General features: G+C 60.1%; 20 protein-coding genes and 1 pseudogene. 17 read left to right on the plus strand and 4 right to left on the minus strand.

All coding sequences use genetic code 11. The features are described 5' to 3' along the window. Positions 1-29: 29 nt before the first annotated feature. The 8 genes from QN224_RS03320 (at position 30) to QN224_RS03355 (ending at position 7,576) form a co-directional block, all read left to right on the plus strand. On the plus strand, positions 30-1,625 hold the full coding sequence (locus tag QN224_RS03320; protein WP_283975525.1) for an ABC transporter substrate-binding protein: 1,596 nt from the start codon (positions 30-32) through the stop codon (positions 1,623-1,625). Between the two features lie 112 nt (positions 1,626-1,737). Further along, positions 1,738-2,742, plus strand: coding sequence for an ABC transporter permease subunit (locus QN224_RS03325; protein ID WP_283975526.1), 1,005 nt, complete (start codon positions 1,738-1,740; stop codon positions 2,740-2,742). A gap of 10 nt (positions 2,743-2,752) precedes the next feature. Then, positions 2,753-3,661: an ABC transporter permease subunit gene (locus QN224_RS03330; protein ID WP_173510832.1), complete on the plus strand. Its 909-nt coding sequence runs from the start codon at positions 2,753-2,755 to the stop codon at positions 3,659-3,661. A gap of 1 nt (position 3,662) precedes the next feature. Then, positions 3,663-4,517: an ABC transporter ATP-binding protein gene (locus tag QN224_RS03335; protein WP_173510831.1), complete on the plus strand. Its 855-nt coding sequence runs from the start codon at positions 3,663-3,665 to the stop codon at positions 4,515-4,517. Further along, complete coding sequence (locus tag QN224_RS03340) at positions 4,514-5,338, plus strand: ABC transporter ATP-binding protein (protein WP_173510830.1); 825 nt, start codon at positions 4,514-4,516, stop codon at positions 5,336-5,338. Before QN224_RS03335 ends, QN224_RS03340 begins: the two co-directional genes overlap by 4 nt. A gap of 194 nt (positions 5,339-5,532) precedes the next feature. Continuing rightward, positions 5,533-5,877 carry a RidA family protein gene (locus QN224_RS03345; RefSeq protein ID WP_026613150.1) on the plus strand — a complete coding sequence of 115 codons (345 nt, stop codon included), beginning with the start codon at positions 5,533-5,535 and terminating at the stop codon, positions 5,875-5,877. Positions 5,878-6,138: 261 nt separating this feature from the next. Beyond that, complete coding sequence (locus QN224_RS03350) at positions 6,139-6,309, plus strand: hypothetical protein (protein WP_173510829.1); 171 nt, start codon at positions 6,139-6,141, stop codon at positions 6,307-6,309. 139 nt (positions 6,310-6,448) lie between these two features. After that, positions 6,449-7,576 (plus strand): AI-2E family transporter, encoded by a 1,128-nt coding sequence (locus QN224_RS03355; protein ID WP_283975527.1) that lies wholly within the window; start codon positions 6,449-6,451, stop codon positions 7,574-7,576. Between the two features lie 41 nt (positions 7,577-7,617). Here QN224_RS03355 and QN224_RS03360 read toward each other — a convergent pair whose 3' ends face one another. Then, positions 7,618-8,415, minus strand: coding sequence for a response regulator (locus QN224_RS03360; RefSeq protein ID WP_283975528.1), 798 nt, complete (start codon positions 8,413-8,415; stop codon positions 7,618-7,620). Between the two features lie 232 nt (positions 8,416-8,647). Here QN224_RS03360 and QN224_RS03365 point away from each other — a divergent pair, with 232 nt between their 5' ends. Further along, the gene (locus tag QN224_RS03365; protein ID WP_283976086.1) at positions 8,648-8,785 is read left to right on the plus strand and encodes a NepR family anti-sigma factor; all 138 of its coding nucleotides are present in this window, start codon (positions 8,648-8,650) and stop codon (positions 8,783-8,785) included. A gap of 269 nt (positions 8,786-9,054) precedes the next feature. Here QN224_RS03365 and QN224_RS03370 read toward each other — a convergent pair whose 3' ends face one another. Continuing rightward, positions 9,055-9,303 (minus strand): glycine zipper domain-containing protein, encoded by a 249-nt coding sequence (locus tag QN224_RS03370; RefSeq protein ID WP_153438302.1) that lies wholly within the window; start codon positions 9,301-9,303, stop codon positions 9,055-9,057. 443 nt (positions 9,304-9,746) lie between these two features. Between QN224_RS03370 and QN224_RS03375 the strand changes: the two genes are divergently transcribed. From QN224_RS03375 to QN224_RS03405, 7 genes are all read left to right on the plus strand, one after another. Beyond that, on the plus strand, positions 9,747-10,067 hold the full coding sequence (locus tag QN224_RS03375; protein WP_283975529.1) for a hypothetical protein: 321 nt from the start codon (positions 9,747-9,749) through the stop codon (positions 10,065-10,067). Positions 10,068-10,100: 33 nt separating this feature from the next. After that, positions 10,101-10,298, plus strand: coding sequence for a CsbD family protein (locus tag QN224_RS03380; protein WP_269277887.1), 198 nt, complete (start codon positions 10,101-10,103; stop codon positions 10,296-10,298). 28 nt (positions 10,299-10,326) lie between these two features. After that, positions 10,327-10,521, plus strand: a complete 195-nt coding sequence (locus QN224_RS03385; protein WP_283975530.1) for a hypothetical protein — start codon at positions 10,327-10,329, stop codon at positions 10,519-10,521. Between the two features lie 262 nt (positions 10,522-10,783). Beyond that, positions 10,784-10,948: a DUF1328 domain-containing protein gene (locus QN224_RS03390; protein ID WP_153438296.1), complete on the plus strand. Its 165-nt coding sequence runs from the start codon at positions 10,784-10,786 to the stop codon at positions 10,946-10,948. Positions 10,949-11,097: 149 nt separating this feature from the next. Continuing rightward, the gene (locus tag QN224_RS03395; protein WP_173510823.1) at positions 11,098-11,598 is read left to right on the plus strand and encodes a TIGR00645 family protein; all 501 of its coding nucleotides are present in this window, start codon (positions 11,098-11,100) and stop codon (positions 11,596-11,598) included. A gap of 70 nt (positions 11,599-11,668) precedes the next feature. Next, on the plus strand, positions 11,669-12,922 hold the full coding sequence (locus QN224_RS03400) for an FAD-binding oxidoreductase (RefSeq protein ID WP_283975531.1): 1,254 nt from the start codon (positions 11,669-11,671) through the stop codon (positions 12,920-12,922). A 292-nt stretch (positions 12,923-13,214) separates the two neighbouring features. Beyond that, positions 13,215-13,484 carry a hypothetical protein gene (locus QN224_RS03405; protein WP_283975532.1) on the plus strand — a complete coding sequence of 90 codons (270 nt, stop codon included), beginning with the start codon at positions 13,215-13,217 and terminating at the stop codon, positions 13,482-13,484. Here the strand turns inward: QN224_RS03405 and QN224_RS03410 are convergent. Beyond that, entirely contained in the window at positions 13,481-14,038 is a 558-nt protein-coding gene (locus QN224_RS03410) for an MgtC/SapB family protein (protein WP_283975533.1), read from the minus strand. The genes QN224_RS03405 and QN224_RS03410 overlap by 4 nt on opposite strands. Before the next feature lie 89 nt (positions 14,039-14,127). Continuing rightward, positions 14,128-14,538 carry a hypothetical protein gene (locus QN224_RS03415; protein WP_283976087.1) on the minus strand — a complete coding sequence of 137 codons (411 nt, stop codon included), beginning with the start codon at positions 14,536-14,538 and terminating at the stop codon, positions 14,128-14,130. Between the two features lie 291 nt (positions 14,539-14,829). Between QN224_RS03415 and QN224_RS03420 the strand changes: the two are divergent. Continuing rightward, positions 14,830-15,004 (plus strand): annotated as a pseudogene (locus QN224_RS03420) (fumarylacetoacetate hydrolase); the annotation flags it as partial. Positions 15,005-15,008: the final 4 nt, after the last annotated feature.

Consider the following 15,008-nt stretch of genomic DNA (forward strand, 5'->3'; position numbering starts at 1 on the left):
AACAAAAAACAAATCTGGGAAGCAAGCTCATGAAAAAGCTCACTACTCTCTTCGCAGCGACGGCGCTTGCCACGCTGATGGCCGGCTCCGCCTGGTCGAAGACATTCGTTTACTGCTCTGAAGGTTCACCGGAAGGCTTCGATCCCGGCCTCTACACGGCCGGTACGACATTCGATGCTGCCGCGCATACCGTTTACAACCGCCTTCTCGAATTCAAGAAGGGCACGACGGAGACCGAGCCGGGGCTTGCTGAGAGCTGGACGATTTCCGACGATGGCCTCGAATACACCTTCAAGCTCCGTCCGGGTGTCAAATTCCAGACCACCGAGTTCTTCACCCCGAGCCGTGAACTGAACGCCGACGACGTGATCTTCTCGCTCGAGCGTCAGTGGAAATCCGACCATCCGTGGCATGGCTACGTGACCGGCGGTTCCTGGGAATATTTCGCGGGCATGGGTCTGCCGGATGTGCTCGAGTCGATCGAGAAGGTCGACGACATGACCGTGAAGGTCAAGCTGAAGCGCAAGGAAGCACCGTTCCTCGCCAACCTGGCCATGCCCTTCGCTTCGATCATCTCGAAGGAATATGCCGACAAGCTGCAGGCTGAAGGCAAGATGAACCAGCTTAACCAGATGCCGCTCGGCACCGGTCCGTTCGCCTTCGTCGGCTATCAGCAGGATGCGGTCATTCGTTACAAGGCCCATCCGGATTATTGGGGCGGAAAACAGAAGATCGACGATCTGGTATTCGCGATCACCACGGATGCAGCCGTTCGCTTCCAGAAGCTGCAGGCCGGCGAATGCCACCTGATGCCCTATCCGAATGCGGCCGATGTCGAAGCCATGAAGGCCGATCCGAACCTCAAGGTGATGGAGCAGGCCGGCCTCAACGTCGCCTATCTCGCCTACAACACGACGCAGCCCCCCTTCGACAAGGTTGAAGTCCGCAAGGCGCTGAATAAAGCCATCAACAAGCAGGCGATCGTCGACGCCGTCTTCCAGGGTCAGGCCACCCCGGCGACGAACCCGATCCCGCCGACGATGTGGTCCTATGATGACACCATCGAAGACGATACCTACGAGCCGGAAGTCGCCAAGAAGATGCTTGAGGATGCCGGCGTCAAGGATCTCTCGATGAAGGTCTGGGCGATGCCGGTTGCGCGGCCGTACATGCTGAACGCTCGCCGCGCTGCGGAGCTGATGCAGGCCGACTTCGCCAAGGTCGGCGTCAAGGTCGAGATCGTCTCCTATGAGTGGGCCGAATATCTCGAAAAGTCCAAGGCAAAGGATCGCGACGGTGCGGTGATCCTCGGGTGGACGGGTGACAATGGTGATCCGGACAACTTCCTCGACACGCTGCTTGGCTGCGACGCTGTGGGCGGCAACAACCGCGCTCAGTGGTGCAACAAGGAGTTCGATGACCTGGTGACCAAGGCCAAGGAAGCAACTGACGTTGCGGAGCGCACCAAGCTCTACGAACAGGCTCAGGCCGTCTTCAAGAAGGAAGCGCCCTGGGCAACGCTCGACCACTCGCTCTCCATCGTCCCGATGCGCAAGAACGTCGAAGGCTTCGTGCAGAGCCCGCTCGGCGACTTTGCTTTCGACGGCGTTGATATTGTAGAGTAATCTTACCGACTGACCCGAAGGGGGCGTTTGCCGTTGGGCGAGCGCCCCTCTTCCTTTTTGCCAGTGCCGCCGCTTAAGCGAGTCCGCTGCACGATTGGCATGAGGTTTGACTATGTTCCGATTCCTTCTGGGGCGCTTGGCAGTGCTGATTCCGACATTCATCGGGGTCTCTATCATCGCCTTTTCCTTCATTCGTCTGCTTCCTGGCGATCCGGTTGCGCTGCTTTCCGGCGAACGGGTGATGTCGCCGGAGCGACACGCCGAAATCTCTCACCAATTGGGCTTCGATCGCCCCATCGTCGTGCAGTACCTGGATTATCTCTGGGGCGTTCTTCGCGGTGATTTCGGACTGTCGATCGTCACCAAGAAACCAGTGATCGATCAGTTCCTGGAACTCTTCCCGGCGACGGTTGAGCTCTCGCTCTGCGCCATTATCTTCGCCGTCGTCGTCGGCATCCCGGCGGGTGTCGTTGCGGCGATCAAGCGCGGGTCCATCTTCGACCAGATGATCATGGGCACTGCGCTCGTCGGCTTCTCGATGCCGATTTTCTGGTGGGGCCTGCTTTTGATCATCGTCGTCTCCGGCATGTTGCAGTGGACTCCGGTGTCCGGACGTATCTCGCTGATGTTCTTCTTTCCGTCGGTGACCGGCTTCATGCTGATCGATTCGCTGTTGTCGGGGCAGGAGGGAGCGTTCCAGTCGGCCTTCAATCACCTCATTCTGCCGACGATTGTGCTCGGCACCATTCCGCTCGCCGTGATCGCGCGCCAGACCCGGTCGGCGATGCTCGAGGTGCTTTCCGAGGACTATGTGCGCACGGCGCGCGCCAAGGGACTTTCCACGTTCCGGGTGGTCGGCATTCACGCCTTGCGCAACGCGATGATCCCGGTGGTGACCACCATCGGCCTGCAGATCGGTGTGATGCTGGCGGGCGCGATCCTGACGGAGACGATCTTCTCCTGGCCCGGTATCGGCAAATGGATGGTCGACTCGGTGTTCCGGCGCGACTATGCCGTCATCCAGGGCGGCCTCCTGATCATCGCCGGCGTCATCATGCTGGTAAACCTTGCCGTGGATCTGCTCTACGGCCTGATCAACCCTCGTATCCGGCATTGAGGAGGGCGATATGACCGAAGTTACCGTAACAACCGCTATATCGACCGATCCGTCCCGCCGGGCGAGGCTCGCCGAATTCTGGTACTATTTTTCCGAAAACCGCGGGGCCGTCATCGGCCTGGTGTTCTTCGTGTTCCTGGTGCTGCTTGCGCTATGTGCTCCGCTTATCGCGCCGCATGATCCGACCATTCAGTACCGCGAGTCCGTCCTGCTTCCGCCCTTCTGGGAGGAGGGCGGTCGCGCTGCTTTCCTTCTCGGAACCGACGCGGTCGGCCGTGACATGCTCTCCCGCCTCATCTACGGCACGCGCTTTTCGCTGTTCGTCGGCGTTATCGTGACGACATTGTCCCTTGTCGGCGGCATCCTCGTAGGCGTCATTGCCGGCTACTTCCGCGGCTGGGTCGACACCGTGATCATGCGCATCATGGACATCATTCTGGCCTTCCCGTCTCTGCTACTTGCGCTCGTTCTGGTCGCGGTGCTCGGGCCGGGTCTCACCAATGCGATGATAGCGATTGCCCTTGTCTTCCAGCCTCACTTCGTTCGCCTGACGCGAGCAGCCGTGATGACGGAGAAGACCCGGGATTACGTGGTGGCGGCAAAGGTCGCCGGCGCGGGCCACTTGAGACTGATGTTCAAGACCATTCTGCCGAACTGCATGGCGCCGCTCATCGTCCAGGCGACGCTCTCCTTTTCGAGCGCGATCCTCGACGCGGCGGCACTCGGCTTTCTCGGCATGGGTGCGCAGCCGCCGACGCCGGAATGGGGAACGATGCTCGCGGAAGCGCGCGAATTCATTCTGCGTGCCTGGTGGGTCGTCACGCTCCCCGGTCTCGCTATCCTCGTGACCGTGCTCGCAATCAATCTGATGGGCGATGGCCTGCGTGATGCTCTCGACCCCAAGCTGAAGAGGTCCTGACATGGCGCTTCTCGAAATTGAAAATCTCGTCGTTGAATTCCAGACGGCCACCGGGCCGTTCAGGGCCGTCGACGGCGTTTCGCTCAAGGTTCATGAGAGCGAAGTCCTGGCGATCGTCGGAGAATCGGGCTCGGGCAAATCCGTGTCCATGCTTGCCGCAATGGGGCTTCTGCCCTGGACCGCGAAGGTCACGGCGGACAAACTTGCCTTCAACGGACGGGATCTCCTGAAAATGTCGGCGGCGGACCGTCGCAGGATCGTCGGCAAGGACATCGCAATGATCTTCCAGGAGCCGATCGCCAGCCTCAATCCGTGCTTCACGGTCGGCTTCCAGATCGAGGAAGTGCTGCGCATCCATATGGGACTCGACCGTAAGGCACGACGCAAGCGCGCGATCGAGCTCTTCGAGTCCGTCGGTATTCCCGAGCCGGCCGAACGCCTCGGCCATTTTCCGCATCAGATGTCGGGCGGGCAGTGCCAGCGCGTCATGATCGCCATAGCCCTTGCCTGCAATCCGAAGCTCCTCATCGCGGATGAGCCGACGACCGCACTTGATGTCACGATCCAGAAGCAGATCCTCGACCTTCTGATGAGACTGCAGCAGGAATACCGCATGGGCCTCATCATGATTACCCATAACATGGGCGTGGTCGCGGAAACGGCGGATCGCGTCGTCGTTCAGTACAAGGGCCGCAAGATCGAGGAGGCGGATGTGCTGTCGCTGTTCGAATCGCCGAAGAGCAACTACACGCGTGCGCTGCTTGCTGCCCTGCCGGAGAACGCGACGGGAGACCGGTTGCCGACGATCTCGGAACTCTTCAACGAACAGCAGATGCTGGAGGGAGCCACTCGATGACCCATGTTCTCGAAGCCCGCAACCTGGTGCGCGACTATCACATTCCCGGCAACCTGTTCCGCAAGGCGCGCACCGTTCATGCACTGAAAGGCGTAAGCTTCACGGTGGACGAAGGAAAGACGCTGGCGATCGTTGGCGAAAGCGGCTGCGGCAAGTCGACGCTTGGCCGCATCATCACGCTGATCGATCCAGCGACCGCGGGCGAGTTGCTGATCGACGGAAAGAAGGTCGATATCGCCAGAGACGGCCTGACATCGGAAATGCGCCGCAAGGTGCAGATCGTTTTCCAGAATCCTTATGGTTCGCTCAACCCCCGGCAGAAGATCGGCGACATCCTCGCGGAGCCGCTGGTCATCAACACCAAGGCGCCGGCCGACGAGCGACGTGACCGCGCCATGACGATGCTGAAGAAGGTGGGTCTCGACGAGAAACACTACAACCGCTATCCGCACATGTTCTCGGGCGGCCAGCGTCAACGCATCGCCATTGCGCGCGCGTTGATGCTCAATCCTAGTCTCCTCGTGCTGGATGAGCCCGTCTCCGCGCTCGATCTGTCGGTCCAGGCCCAGGTGCTCAACCTGCTCGCGGACCTGCAGGACGAGTTCCATCTGACCTACGTCTTCATCAGCCATGATCTCTCGGTGGTACGCTATATCGCCGACGACGTGATGGTGATGTATTACGGCGAGGCGGTGGAATACGGCAGTCGGGACGAGGTCTTTGCGGATCCCAAGCACAGCTATACCAAGACCCTGTTTGCCGCCACGCCGCGCGCAGACGTCGCCAGCATCCGAGCGCGCCTCGCACGGAAAGCCGCCTAGGATATTCGCCCTGTCCCCTACCCGGGGCAGGGCGCAGCCGCCCTTCAATTTTCCATATGTCGGGTCGACCGCGGCTCCTTGGTCTTCACTTCCCTTTCGTGTAGAGCTTCATCGCCGCCATCATCACTCACCTTCGGCGGCGGACGCCATCGGCCGGACGGAAGAGGTCCGGCCCAAACTTCAGGATGACGACAATGGAAATCAAGCGCTTTGAAACCGGCCCGCGGATGAGCCAGGCCGTGGTTTACAACAACACGGTTTATCTGGCCGGTCAGGTCGGCAACGCCGGCGACGACGTCGTCACCCAGACGAAGCAGGCCCTCGCCGAAGTCGATCGTCTTCTCGCCCTCGCAGGCACGGACAAAACGCGCATATTGTCGGCAACGATCTGGCTCGCGGACATGGCGGATTTCGCCAAGATGAACTCCGTTTGGGATGCCTGGGTTCCGCAGGGCCATACCCCCGCTCGTGCAACCGGCGAAGCCAAGCTCGCAACGCCGGAATACCTCGTCGAAGTCATTGTCACCGCAGCCGTCTAAGCTTCTTCCTTTTTTGAGCTTTTGTAGGCCACATTGAAGCGCGCCGTCGTGCCCTGTGCACGGCGGCGTTCTGCTTCGGCCGCTCGCCCGCTTCCGCCCGACTGCATGTTTCCTTAAATCAGAGCGATTTAGGGATAAAAACATGCAGCAATTCAAAGTGCTGCAGCGACCTTTGTGCGCCTGGGAAGACGCACGGCGCTTTAGGAACCAAGCACTCGCTCGGACGTTTATCGGTCGTTCCGCAGTTGGAAGGAATGACCAATGCTCTACTGGCTGCCGAGGCTTTGTGTGCTGGCGCTCGCCGGGATCCTTATCGGTTTCGGACTCATTCCGCAGACAACGGATGAAGTGGCGCGCACGCTGCTGATGATCGTTCTGGGGCTGGGCCTGCTGTCCCTGACGCTACACATATTTCCACCCGGGCAATATTGAGCGCACCATGGGCGGAAGGCTGGTTTGCCGGGTGCGCGGGGCGACGGCGTACGGTTCCGGATTTCCTGCACGGCATTGGCATCGTCCGGTCGATGGCCGTGGCGATGTTGCGAACCGGTAGCGAAAGCGAAGGACGCCGATGGAGACAGCAAGGCACGTCACGACCGACCGCAAACGGAAGCGTCGCGCGGAGGAAATCGTCCTGATCGCATCGCCGACGGCCGCCGCGCGAAAGCGCAACGGCATGGAGTTGCTGGTCGCCTTGAGCACGATCGGTCTCTTCATCATCGCCTGTTCGGCCGCCGTCTATTCCATGGAAGCGATACTGATGCCGATCACGCTGGCGATTATCGTCGGCATCGTGCTCGGCAGGGCGGCCGACGAATTGGAGAGATTCGGCCTGCCGCCGATCTTCGGCGGTCTGTTGCTGGCGCTTCTCTTCGTGCTCGGGCTGTCCTCGTTGGTGAATGCGCTTCTTGCCCCGATCACCGACCTCGCGCGCGAGGCGCCCCGGCTTGCCGAGGGCGTCATGGAGCGCATATTGCCGTTCATCGAGCGGTTCACCTGGTTGAGGATGGCCCTGCTGCGCAACGCCGACGAGGCGGCCCTCGCCGACACTTTCGTGAAGAACGCGGGGCCGTTGCTTGGAGCCGTTGCGGCGGGCTTGACGCCGGCACTCGTCCAGACACTGATTTTTCTGGCGGCCCTTGTTCTTTTCCTTCTCGGCCGCCTTCAACTGCGCAGCACGATCATCCTTGCCTTTGCCGCCAGAGAGCATCGCTTGAGCGCGATCCGCGTCATGAATGCGACCGAGGATGCCCTCGCTCAGTATTTTTCGACAGCGAGCCTCATCTATCTGGCGCTCGGCGTGATGACGATGGTGATCGCGCTTGTCGGCGGATTGACCATGGCGCCCTTGTGGGGGCTCTTTGCCTTCGTATCGAGCTTCATTCCCTATCTGGGTGTGACCTTCATGACGCTGTCGCTGCTCGTTGGCGGATTAATGACGCATGACGCGCTGCTTCTGGGGATTGCGCCCGCCGCTGCCTTCTTCCTGGTGCATCTGGTCATGGAAAATCTTGTCGTGCCGGCGATCCTGGGGCGCCGGTTCGAGGTCAATCCTTTTCTGATTTTCGTCGCGATCATTTTCTGGACATGGATGTGGGGCGCCGTCGGGGCGATTCTGGCGCTGCCACTTTCGCTTATCGCGATGACCATTTTCGAGCAGGTGCGCGAACTGCCGCCGGAGCGGCAATTGCCGGAGTGATTTCCGATCCGTACCCGATCGCCGTGATGGAGGCCTCGAGTTTACGAGCGCCCGGCCCGTGCCTGTTCTTCGAAGAACAGAGCCTGGCTGATCAATGCCTTCACCATTTCCGGATTGAAGGGCTTCGTTACCAGAAAAGCCGGCTCCGGCTTCTTGCCCGTCAGGAGCCGTTCGGGGAAGGCAGTAATGAAGATCACCGGAACGGCAGTTTCGGCCAGGATATCGTTGACGGCGTCGATACCGGAACTGCCGTCGGCGAGCTGGATGTCCGCAAGAACCATTCTTGGCGATGTCGTCCGATAGAGTTCGAGCGCCTCGCGATAGGTTCGGGCGATGCCGGTGACGCGATGTCCAAGGCTCGTCACCATGTCCTCGATATCCATGGCAATCAGCGGTTCGTCTTCGATGATCATGACGTCGGTCGCCACCTGTCGCGAGATCTCCTGCGACGCCCCGGCGAGGAGGGTGGCGAAGGCGCCTGTGTCGAGATTCATGATCTCGCATGCTTCGCTCGTCGAGAAGCCTTCGACGGCGATCAGGAGGAAAGCCTGGCGTGGTGCCGGCGCGATCAGCGACAGATTGGCGGCCGCATTTCGCTCCCAGGCGAAGGGCGACGTCAATTGCGTACGATCGATTTCGAGCTTCTCGAACAGGGAGCAGAACAGCTTGTAGAGGCCGATCCGGTCATTGGAAGCTGTTGGGAAGAGCCTGACGTCCTCGATCAGCGCTTCGAGAACGGCGGCGACATAAGCATCGCCCGCGGCTTGCGAGCCTGTCACGGCGCGAGCATAACGCCGCAGATAGGGAAGATGTGGCGCAATCCTTGTGGAAAGTGACATTTAGGCCTTCCTAAACTATTGTGCCGGTATAGTCCCGGTCTTGCGGACAACGGACGTGCAGCAGGATACGTCAATGTTTTGAGCACGTCTTTCGGATTATGGAAAGCCTTGAGCGAGCAGATGACGGCATATGGAACAGGAATGGCCGAAACAGGGGGATACGGCCTTCGGCGTGCGGAACCGGAAAATGAATGAGCCCAAGGCGCCACGCGCCGCCGCCAAGCTTCCCTCGATGACGGACCCCAGCGCACAGATCGCTTCGGGGCTGAAGGCGCTTTACCAGGCTCTGGAGAACGAGCCCGTTCCGCAGCAGTTCATCGAACTGCTCGAGCGTCTTGACGCGGCCGAGGTCGCCCAATCACGGGAATAAATTGCCGCGAGGTTAAGCCGCTTGGCATGAGAGTTGCGATGGCACGCGAGCTTGCAAGGTGCCATGGCACCCCGGCGGCACGTTTCGGCGCCGACCGGGGTTTCGCACCAAAGACAAAAACATGCACCAATTCGACTCTCGCACGTCTGAAAAGACGCAGGAAAGCGATTCCAGGAAGGGTGTTTCTGCCCGGAATCGCGTCGTTTCAAGGAGTTGGACCATCTCATTGCCTCGACAAGACAATGGAATGATCTAATGGCCTATCCCGATCAGCAACGCGCGGTGTAGCGGCGGCCGTATTGGTCGCGATAGTAACAATAGCCGGGCTCGTTCGCACGGCCGATAAGCGCGCCGGCTACGCCGCCGATGCCGGCGCCAACGGCTGCTCCGCGAACATTTCCAGTGGCTGCCCCGCCGATAATCGCGCCCGATGCGGCACCGATGCCGGCGCCCCTTTCCGTTGCCGTGCAGGCAGCCAGGGGAAGGATCAGGCTTGCTACGAGAAGTATCTTCTTCATGGTGCGTTCCTATCCGAGGTTTGGTTACTGAACTTTAAGAAAAAACAAGCCGCATCCGGTCCGGACACGGCGACCATCGTGAGGTAGACGTCATGAGAAAGGTTCGCGTCCCAACCTTCCGTGCTGCCGGCGACCATCGAGCGCTTCCGCTGTTGTGGGGCTAGTCGCACCCGGCGCTGTCGGCGCTCTCATTCCTAATCTCCTTGAATATTGCCGTTTGTTAATGCTGCGCAAACGCCGATCGCCGCCTTTTTGTTCCGCAGTTCGGCCGCCGACGCGCGCGAGGGTTGCTGCGTGTTCAACTTTGGTGCCGTGCAGCAGACGAGCTGGCGCAGCCATGAACAGGCGGTTCGAGCGGTCCCGAAGCGATTGTTCACGCGACCGAGGAACCGGCGGCGGGTCTCTGCCGTTTGTTCTGGATGTTGCGTTGAAGGAGCGCGGAAATGGAACATGTTGCCGCCATCATGATTCTCGTCGGTTGCATGCAGGCGACGTCAGCCTGCCGCGAGGTACCGTCGCCGGTCGTTGCATTCGAAACCGCGGAGGAATGCGAAACCTTGCTTCCTCCGGCGATGGAGGAGGTCGGCAAGGTCTTCAAGGCGGCATACGGAAAGTGCGCCGCGATCGACCCTGCGCTGCTCGTCGAGAGTGCCGTAATCGAATGGACGGTCACGCCCGCGAAGAAGCTTGAAGTGACGGTGACGCCAGATGAGGAGCCTTATGAGGTTGCAGGTGGTATCCGTCCTCCGTCCGGCAAGGAGTGATTTCCGCATCACCGATTGAAAAGGAGCGTTTTCATGAACTGGGACATGATTGAAGGCCGTTGGACCGAATTCAAGGGCAAGGCACAGGTGCAGTGGGGAAAGCTCACCAAGGATGATCTCGACGTCATCAACGGCAACCGGAAGGAACTCGCCGGGCGCATTCAGGCGCGCTACGGAATTGCCAAGGAAGAGGCTGAGCGCCAGATCGACGAATGGGCATCTCGTCATTGACGGGACGGCGAACTCGTTAGACGCGGGCATGCATCTTGCGATGCATGCCCTTCTTTCATTGTCAGTGGGTGTCGCGTTCGGCTCTTTCCAGAGCCTCAAGCAGGGTCTTGAGCCGTTTGTTGCGCTTCTCTTCCGTGTGCATGTGAAGGTCGCGTATCGTTCTGCCGATGTGCAGATTATGGTTGCGCAAGGCCGCATTGTGCCGGGCGAGCTCGGTCACTGATTTCCATATATGTCGCGACGGAATCTTCATTGCATTCCCAAGAGCTTTCGTTACCGGAACAACGCCAAGCCCTATCGAAGGTTCCTGGCAAATTTTGTCCAGGTGTGCCGATCTTGGACTGTTTCCCGTTCTTTGGTTAATGAAAGGTTTTCATTCGTCTCAAAAGTCTTTCGAGGTGGCGCGTACAGAAAACACCGAAATGGGAACAAAGGCGACAAGCTAGGCGTTTTCAGTTTCACTAACGCAGACATGGAGATAATAGATGCTCTACTATGCTCTCGTCTTTCTGATCGTTGCCATCATCGCCGGGATTCTCGGATTTGGTGGTATTGCCGGCGCTTCGGCGGGCATTGCCCAGGTCTTGTTCTTCCTGTTCCTCGTATTCTTGGTGATTTCGCTTATTGCCGGACTGATGCGTAGGACCTGACAAAACAAGTCTGCGGGCTCGTGGGTGAGATAGGGGCGAAGCATGATGCTTCGCCCTTTCCGTGTGCGCAATGTTCCGTCGCTTGCTCTGGCCAATGCGCTTGGCTATTCATGCGGGTATCCGCCATTGGTCAGGAACAACACGATCCCATGAAGTCCCTGGAACTTATCGTTGAGCGCATCATTCTCTCGAGCCGATGGCTACTGGTCGTCTTTTATCTGGGGCTGGTTGCAGCGCTTGCTCTCTACGGCGTTTCCTTCATCTACAAGTTCCTGAAGGTTGCAGGCCTGGTCTTCTCCTACGACGATGCCGAGATGATTCTCGCAATGCTCGGCCTGATCGACGCGGCACTTGTCGCAAGCCTGATCGTCATGGTGATGATTTCCGGATACGAGAACTTCGTCAGCCGCTTCGACGAGGGGGAGGGCGAGGTCTCTTTCCTGGGCAAGCTCGATGCCGGCAGCCTGAAGATCAAGGTCGCCTCCTCCATCGTGGCGATCTCGTCGATCCACCTGCTGCAGATCTTCCTCAATGCCCAGCAATTCACGAGCGACAAGCTGATGTGGGCGACGATCATGCATCTGGCCTTTGTCGTTTCGGCTCTGCTCCTTGGTTCCCTGGAGCAGATTATGAGCAAGTTGAAAAAGTAGCGGCGCAGATGCCGTGGCCGGCCTCCGGCGGCCGCGGCGGATTCCGAGTGAGCAAGCGGGGCATCGGCATATGAAGACTGACGTAGTGGTACTGGGCGCCGGCATCGTCGGCATTTCCGCGGCCATCCACCTGGCGCGACGCGGGAAATCCGTGGTGCTTCTCGATCGACGTGGCCCGGGAGAAGAGACGTCCTACGGCAATGCCGGCCTGATCCAGCGCGAAGGCGTTTTTCCCTACGGCTTTCCGCATGATTTCGGTGCGCTCTTCCGCTACGCGCTGAACAACACCATCGACGCGAGCTATCATTTCCGTGCGCTGCCGGGGCTGGTGCCTTTTCTGGCGCGCTATTGGTGGCACTCCGGCTTCACTCAGCACCAGAGGATCGCGCATCTCTATGCGCCGCTGATCGAGAACTCGATTGCCGAACACAAGGACCTGATTGACGCCTCCGGTGCCGGCGACCTCATCCGCAAGGACGGCTGGATGAAGGTGTTCCGCACGGAAAAGGAGCGCGATGCCGCCTACAAGGACGCGGAGAAGCTCTCCGCCGGTTTTGGCGTCAACCATCAGAAGCTTTCGACGAGCGAGCTCAAGACGATTGAGCCCTCCATCCGCGTCGAACTCGCCGGCGGCCTGCGCTGGACAGACCCCTGGTCGATCCGCGATCCGCATAGTCTGAACAAGGCCTATCTCGGCTATTTCCAGTCGCTTGGTGGCCGGCTCGTCTCGGGCGATGCCGCGACGCTGGAACACATCCTCGAGGGTGCCGGCTGGCGGGTCGCCACGCCGGAAGGTCCGCTGGAAACCCGCGAGGTCGTGGTGGCGCTCGGGCCTTGGGCCGATACGGTTACGCGCAAGCTCGGCTATCATTTTCCGCTCGCGGTCAAGCGCGGCTACCATATGCATTATGGGGTCCAGGAAGGGGCGGCGCTCAACAACTGGGTGCTCGACGCCGAAAAGGGCTATTTCCTGGCGCCGATGCTGCGCGGTATTCGCTTGACGACTGGTGCCGAATTCGCGCTTCGCGATGCGCCGAAAACGCCGGTGCAGTTGACCCGGGCCGAAAGGGTTGCGCGCGAGTTCTTCCCGCTGGCCGAGCGGCGCGACGAGGAGCCGTGGCTGGGCGCGCGGCCCTGCACGCCGGATATGATGCCGATCATCGGCAAGGCCCCCCGGCACGAAGGTCTCTGGTTCGCCTTCGGTCATGCGCATCACGGTATGACCCTCGGCCCGGTCACCGGCCGTGCGCTGGCGGAGGCCATGACGGGCGAGAAGACTGTGATCGACATCGCGCCCTATCGGCCAGAGCGCTTTCTGGCATAGACCCCTTTCATCGTTTCACCTGAAGCGGTCATAACGCTTTGAAATTACGCCTTTATTGGGCGTAGTCAGCGCGTGCGAGGTTCGTCCCTCCTGGAGCTGTCTTTGCGCCTGGAAGCTGCGTGATGGTTTCTCCCGCCGCGGATAGCGCGCTGCCGTTTTTGTTGTCCTTTGTGGAACCAAACACCCGCTCATGTGTTTCGCTGGTGGCTGAAGGCGAGGGTTCGGTCCGCTGGCGCGTGCCGGCGAAGAATGCCCGTCGCTCCGCGACCCGCCTGGAGGGAGTTTCACACCTATGAGCAAGCAGACGATAGAATTCGCAGGCGAGGCGGTCGGCGCACTGATGCCTGACAACGGGCAATTGCGTTTTGTCGCTGTTAAATACAGCGTCTGGCCGCTCGACGGCCGGGTATTCGAAACGCCTGAAGATGCTCGCAGGGCAGTCGCCATGCTGCAGGCACTTCGACCGGGAGGGCCGGCCGTGCGGAGGGATTCGCGTGCAGGCCCAACATCCTTCGCAGGTCGTTCTGAAGCAAAAAATTCGTCCGTTGTTTCCAGCAGTTAACGTTCTTTCGAAACGGCCGCGGCTTCGTGCGGGACGGCGGCGTGTTCATTGCCGCCCTCGCTTTCGGACGGCTCCGGCGGCTTCCATTGGAGAGCGACCTCCAAGCGCCAGAGGATGAAAAGCACGGCAAGGCTGGCGCAGGCGGCGAAGGCGGCGATAAACCAGAAACCGAAGCCGACAGAAAGGCCCACCGCACCGGCGAGCCACATGCCGGCCCCGGTCGTCAGTCCTTTGACCTCGCCCTTCGAAAACACGATCATGCCGGCGGCGAGAAAGGCGACGCCGGCGGTGACGGCTTCCACGACGCGAATCGGATCGATGCGCACTTCAGGTCCCGAAAGGCTCATCATGTGCACGCTTTCGACAGCGATCACGGCGAAAATCGACGAGGCGAGACTGACGAGAATGTGCGTCCTAAGCCCCGCCGGCCGCTGCCGCTTTTCACGCTCGATACCGATCAGCGCACCAAACAGGATAGCGCCGCAGAACCGGGCGAAGATCACCGGATAGGGGATCTCCGTTGCGACAAGAATGTCGGCGAGAATCTGTTCCATGAGCAGCAAAGCCTAAGCGAGATTTCGGTCGTCGCCAAAATACGGGGAGAGCTGGCTCTCCCCGTATTTGATAGCACCTTCGGCCAAGCTTATTGCGCTGGTTGCGCCGGCGTGGTCTGCGGCTGCGGGGCCGGGGTTGCCGGTGGTGTAGCCGGGGCTGCGGGGGTTTCCGGTGCGGGTGGCGTCCCGGGGGTCGCTTCTCCGGCCGGAGGCGTTGCCTGGTCGGTCGGTGCCGGCTGCGTCGTTGACTGGTCGGAGGTTGCCGGTGGCGGCGTCGCCTCCTCCGTATCTCTTGTCAATTCCGCAGGCAACCAGGCAATCAACGCCAGCACCAGGCCCGCGAGCAGAATGATCAGCAACGGCCAACTGCTGCGGCCCGACCATCTGCCACGCGTCTCAGGTTCCCGGGTTACCTCCGGGTCCCGGGGTGTCGGCTGGCCCGTCACGGGATCGATGAGCGGCTTGTCCTTCAATTCTTCACGCTGATTCATCGCATTCACATCCTTTCTGGACGTCATCCATCGCCGATCGATAAGAAATCGCCGGCATATGGCTCCCTAAATCAGCGGTGACTTAAGGAGGGACTCCGTACCATCGCAAGTATAGTTGCGACCCTGCCGCGGCCGGGTGGACCGACGGCAAATATTAAACGCTCCAGATCTTGCCAGGTTCCGCTGCGGGCCGGCCGAGCTACAATTTGCCTCGCAAAGGTGCTTTACAGATACGTATCGTAACTGCAAAAAAGCTCGTCTGGATGCGGCGAAGACGCTGCATGCATCGGGAATGGGGAAATGACTGCTGCATATGAAACGGGAACCTTCGTCGGCCGGGTTTGGCATCCGGACATCGGAAGGGCCAAGTCTTGTGATCCTCAGAGAGGGACAACTCGTCGATATCACTTCGAAGGCCGTGCCGACGATGCGCGATCTCCTCGATTTCGATGATCCCGCGGCCCATGTCCGCTCCGCGC

The organism is Sinorhizobium sp. 7-81 (assembly GCF_030124405.1).
GTDB lineage: Bacteria > Pseudomonadota > Alphaproteobacteria > Rhizobiales > Rhizobiaceae > Sinorhizobium > Sinorhizobium psoraleae.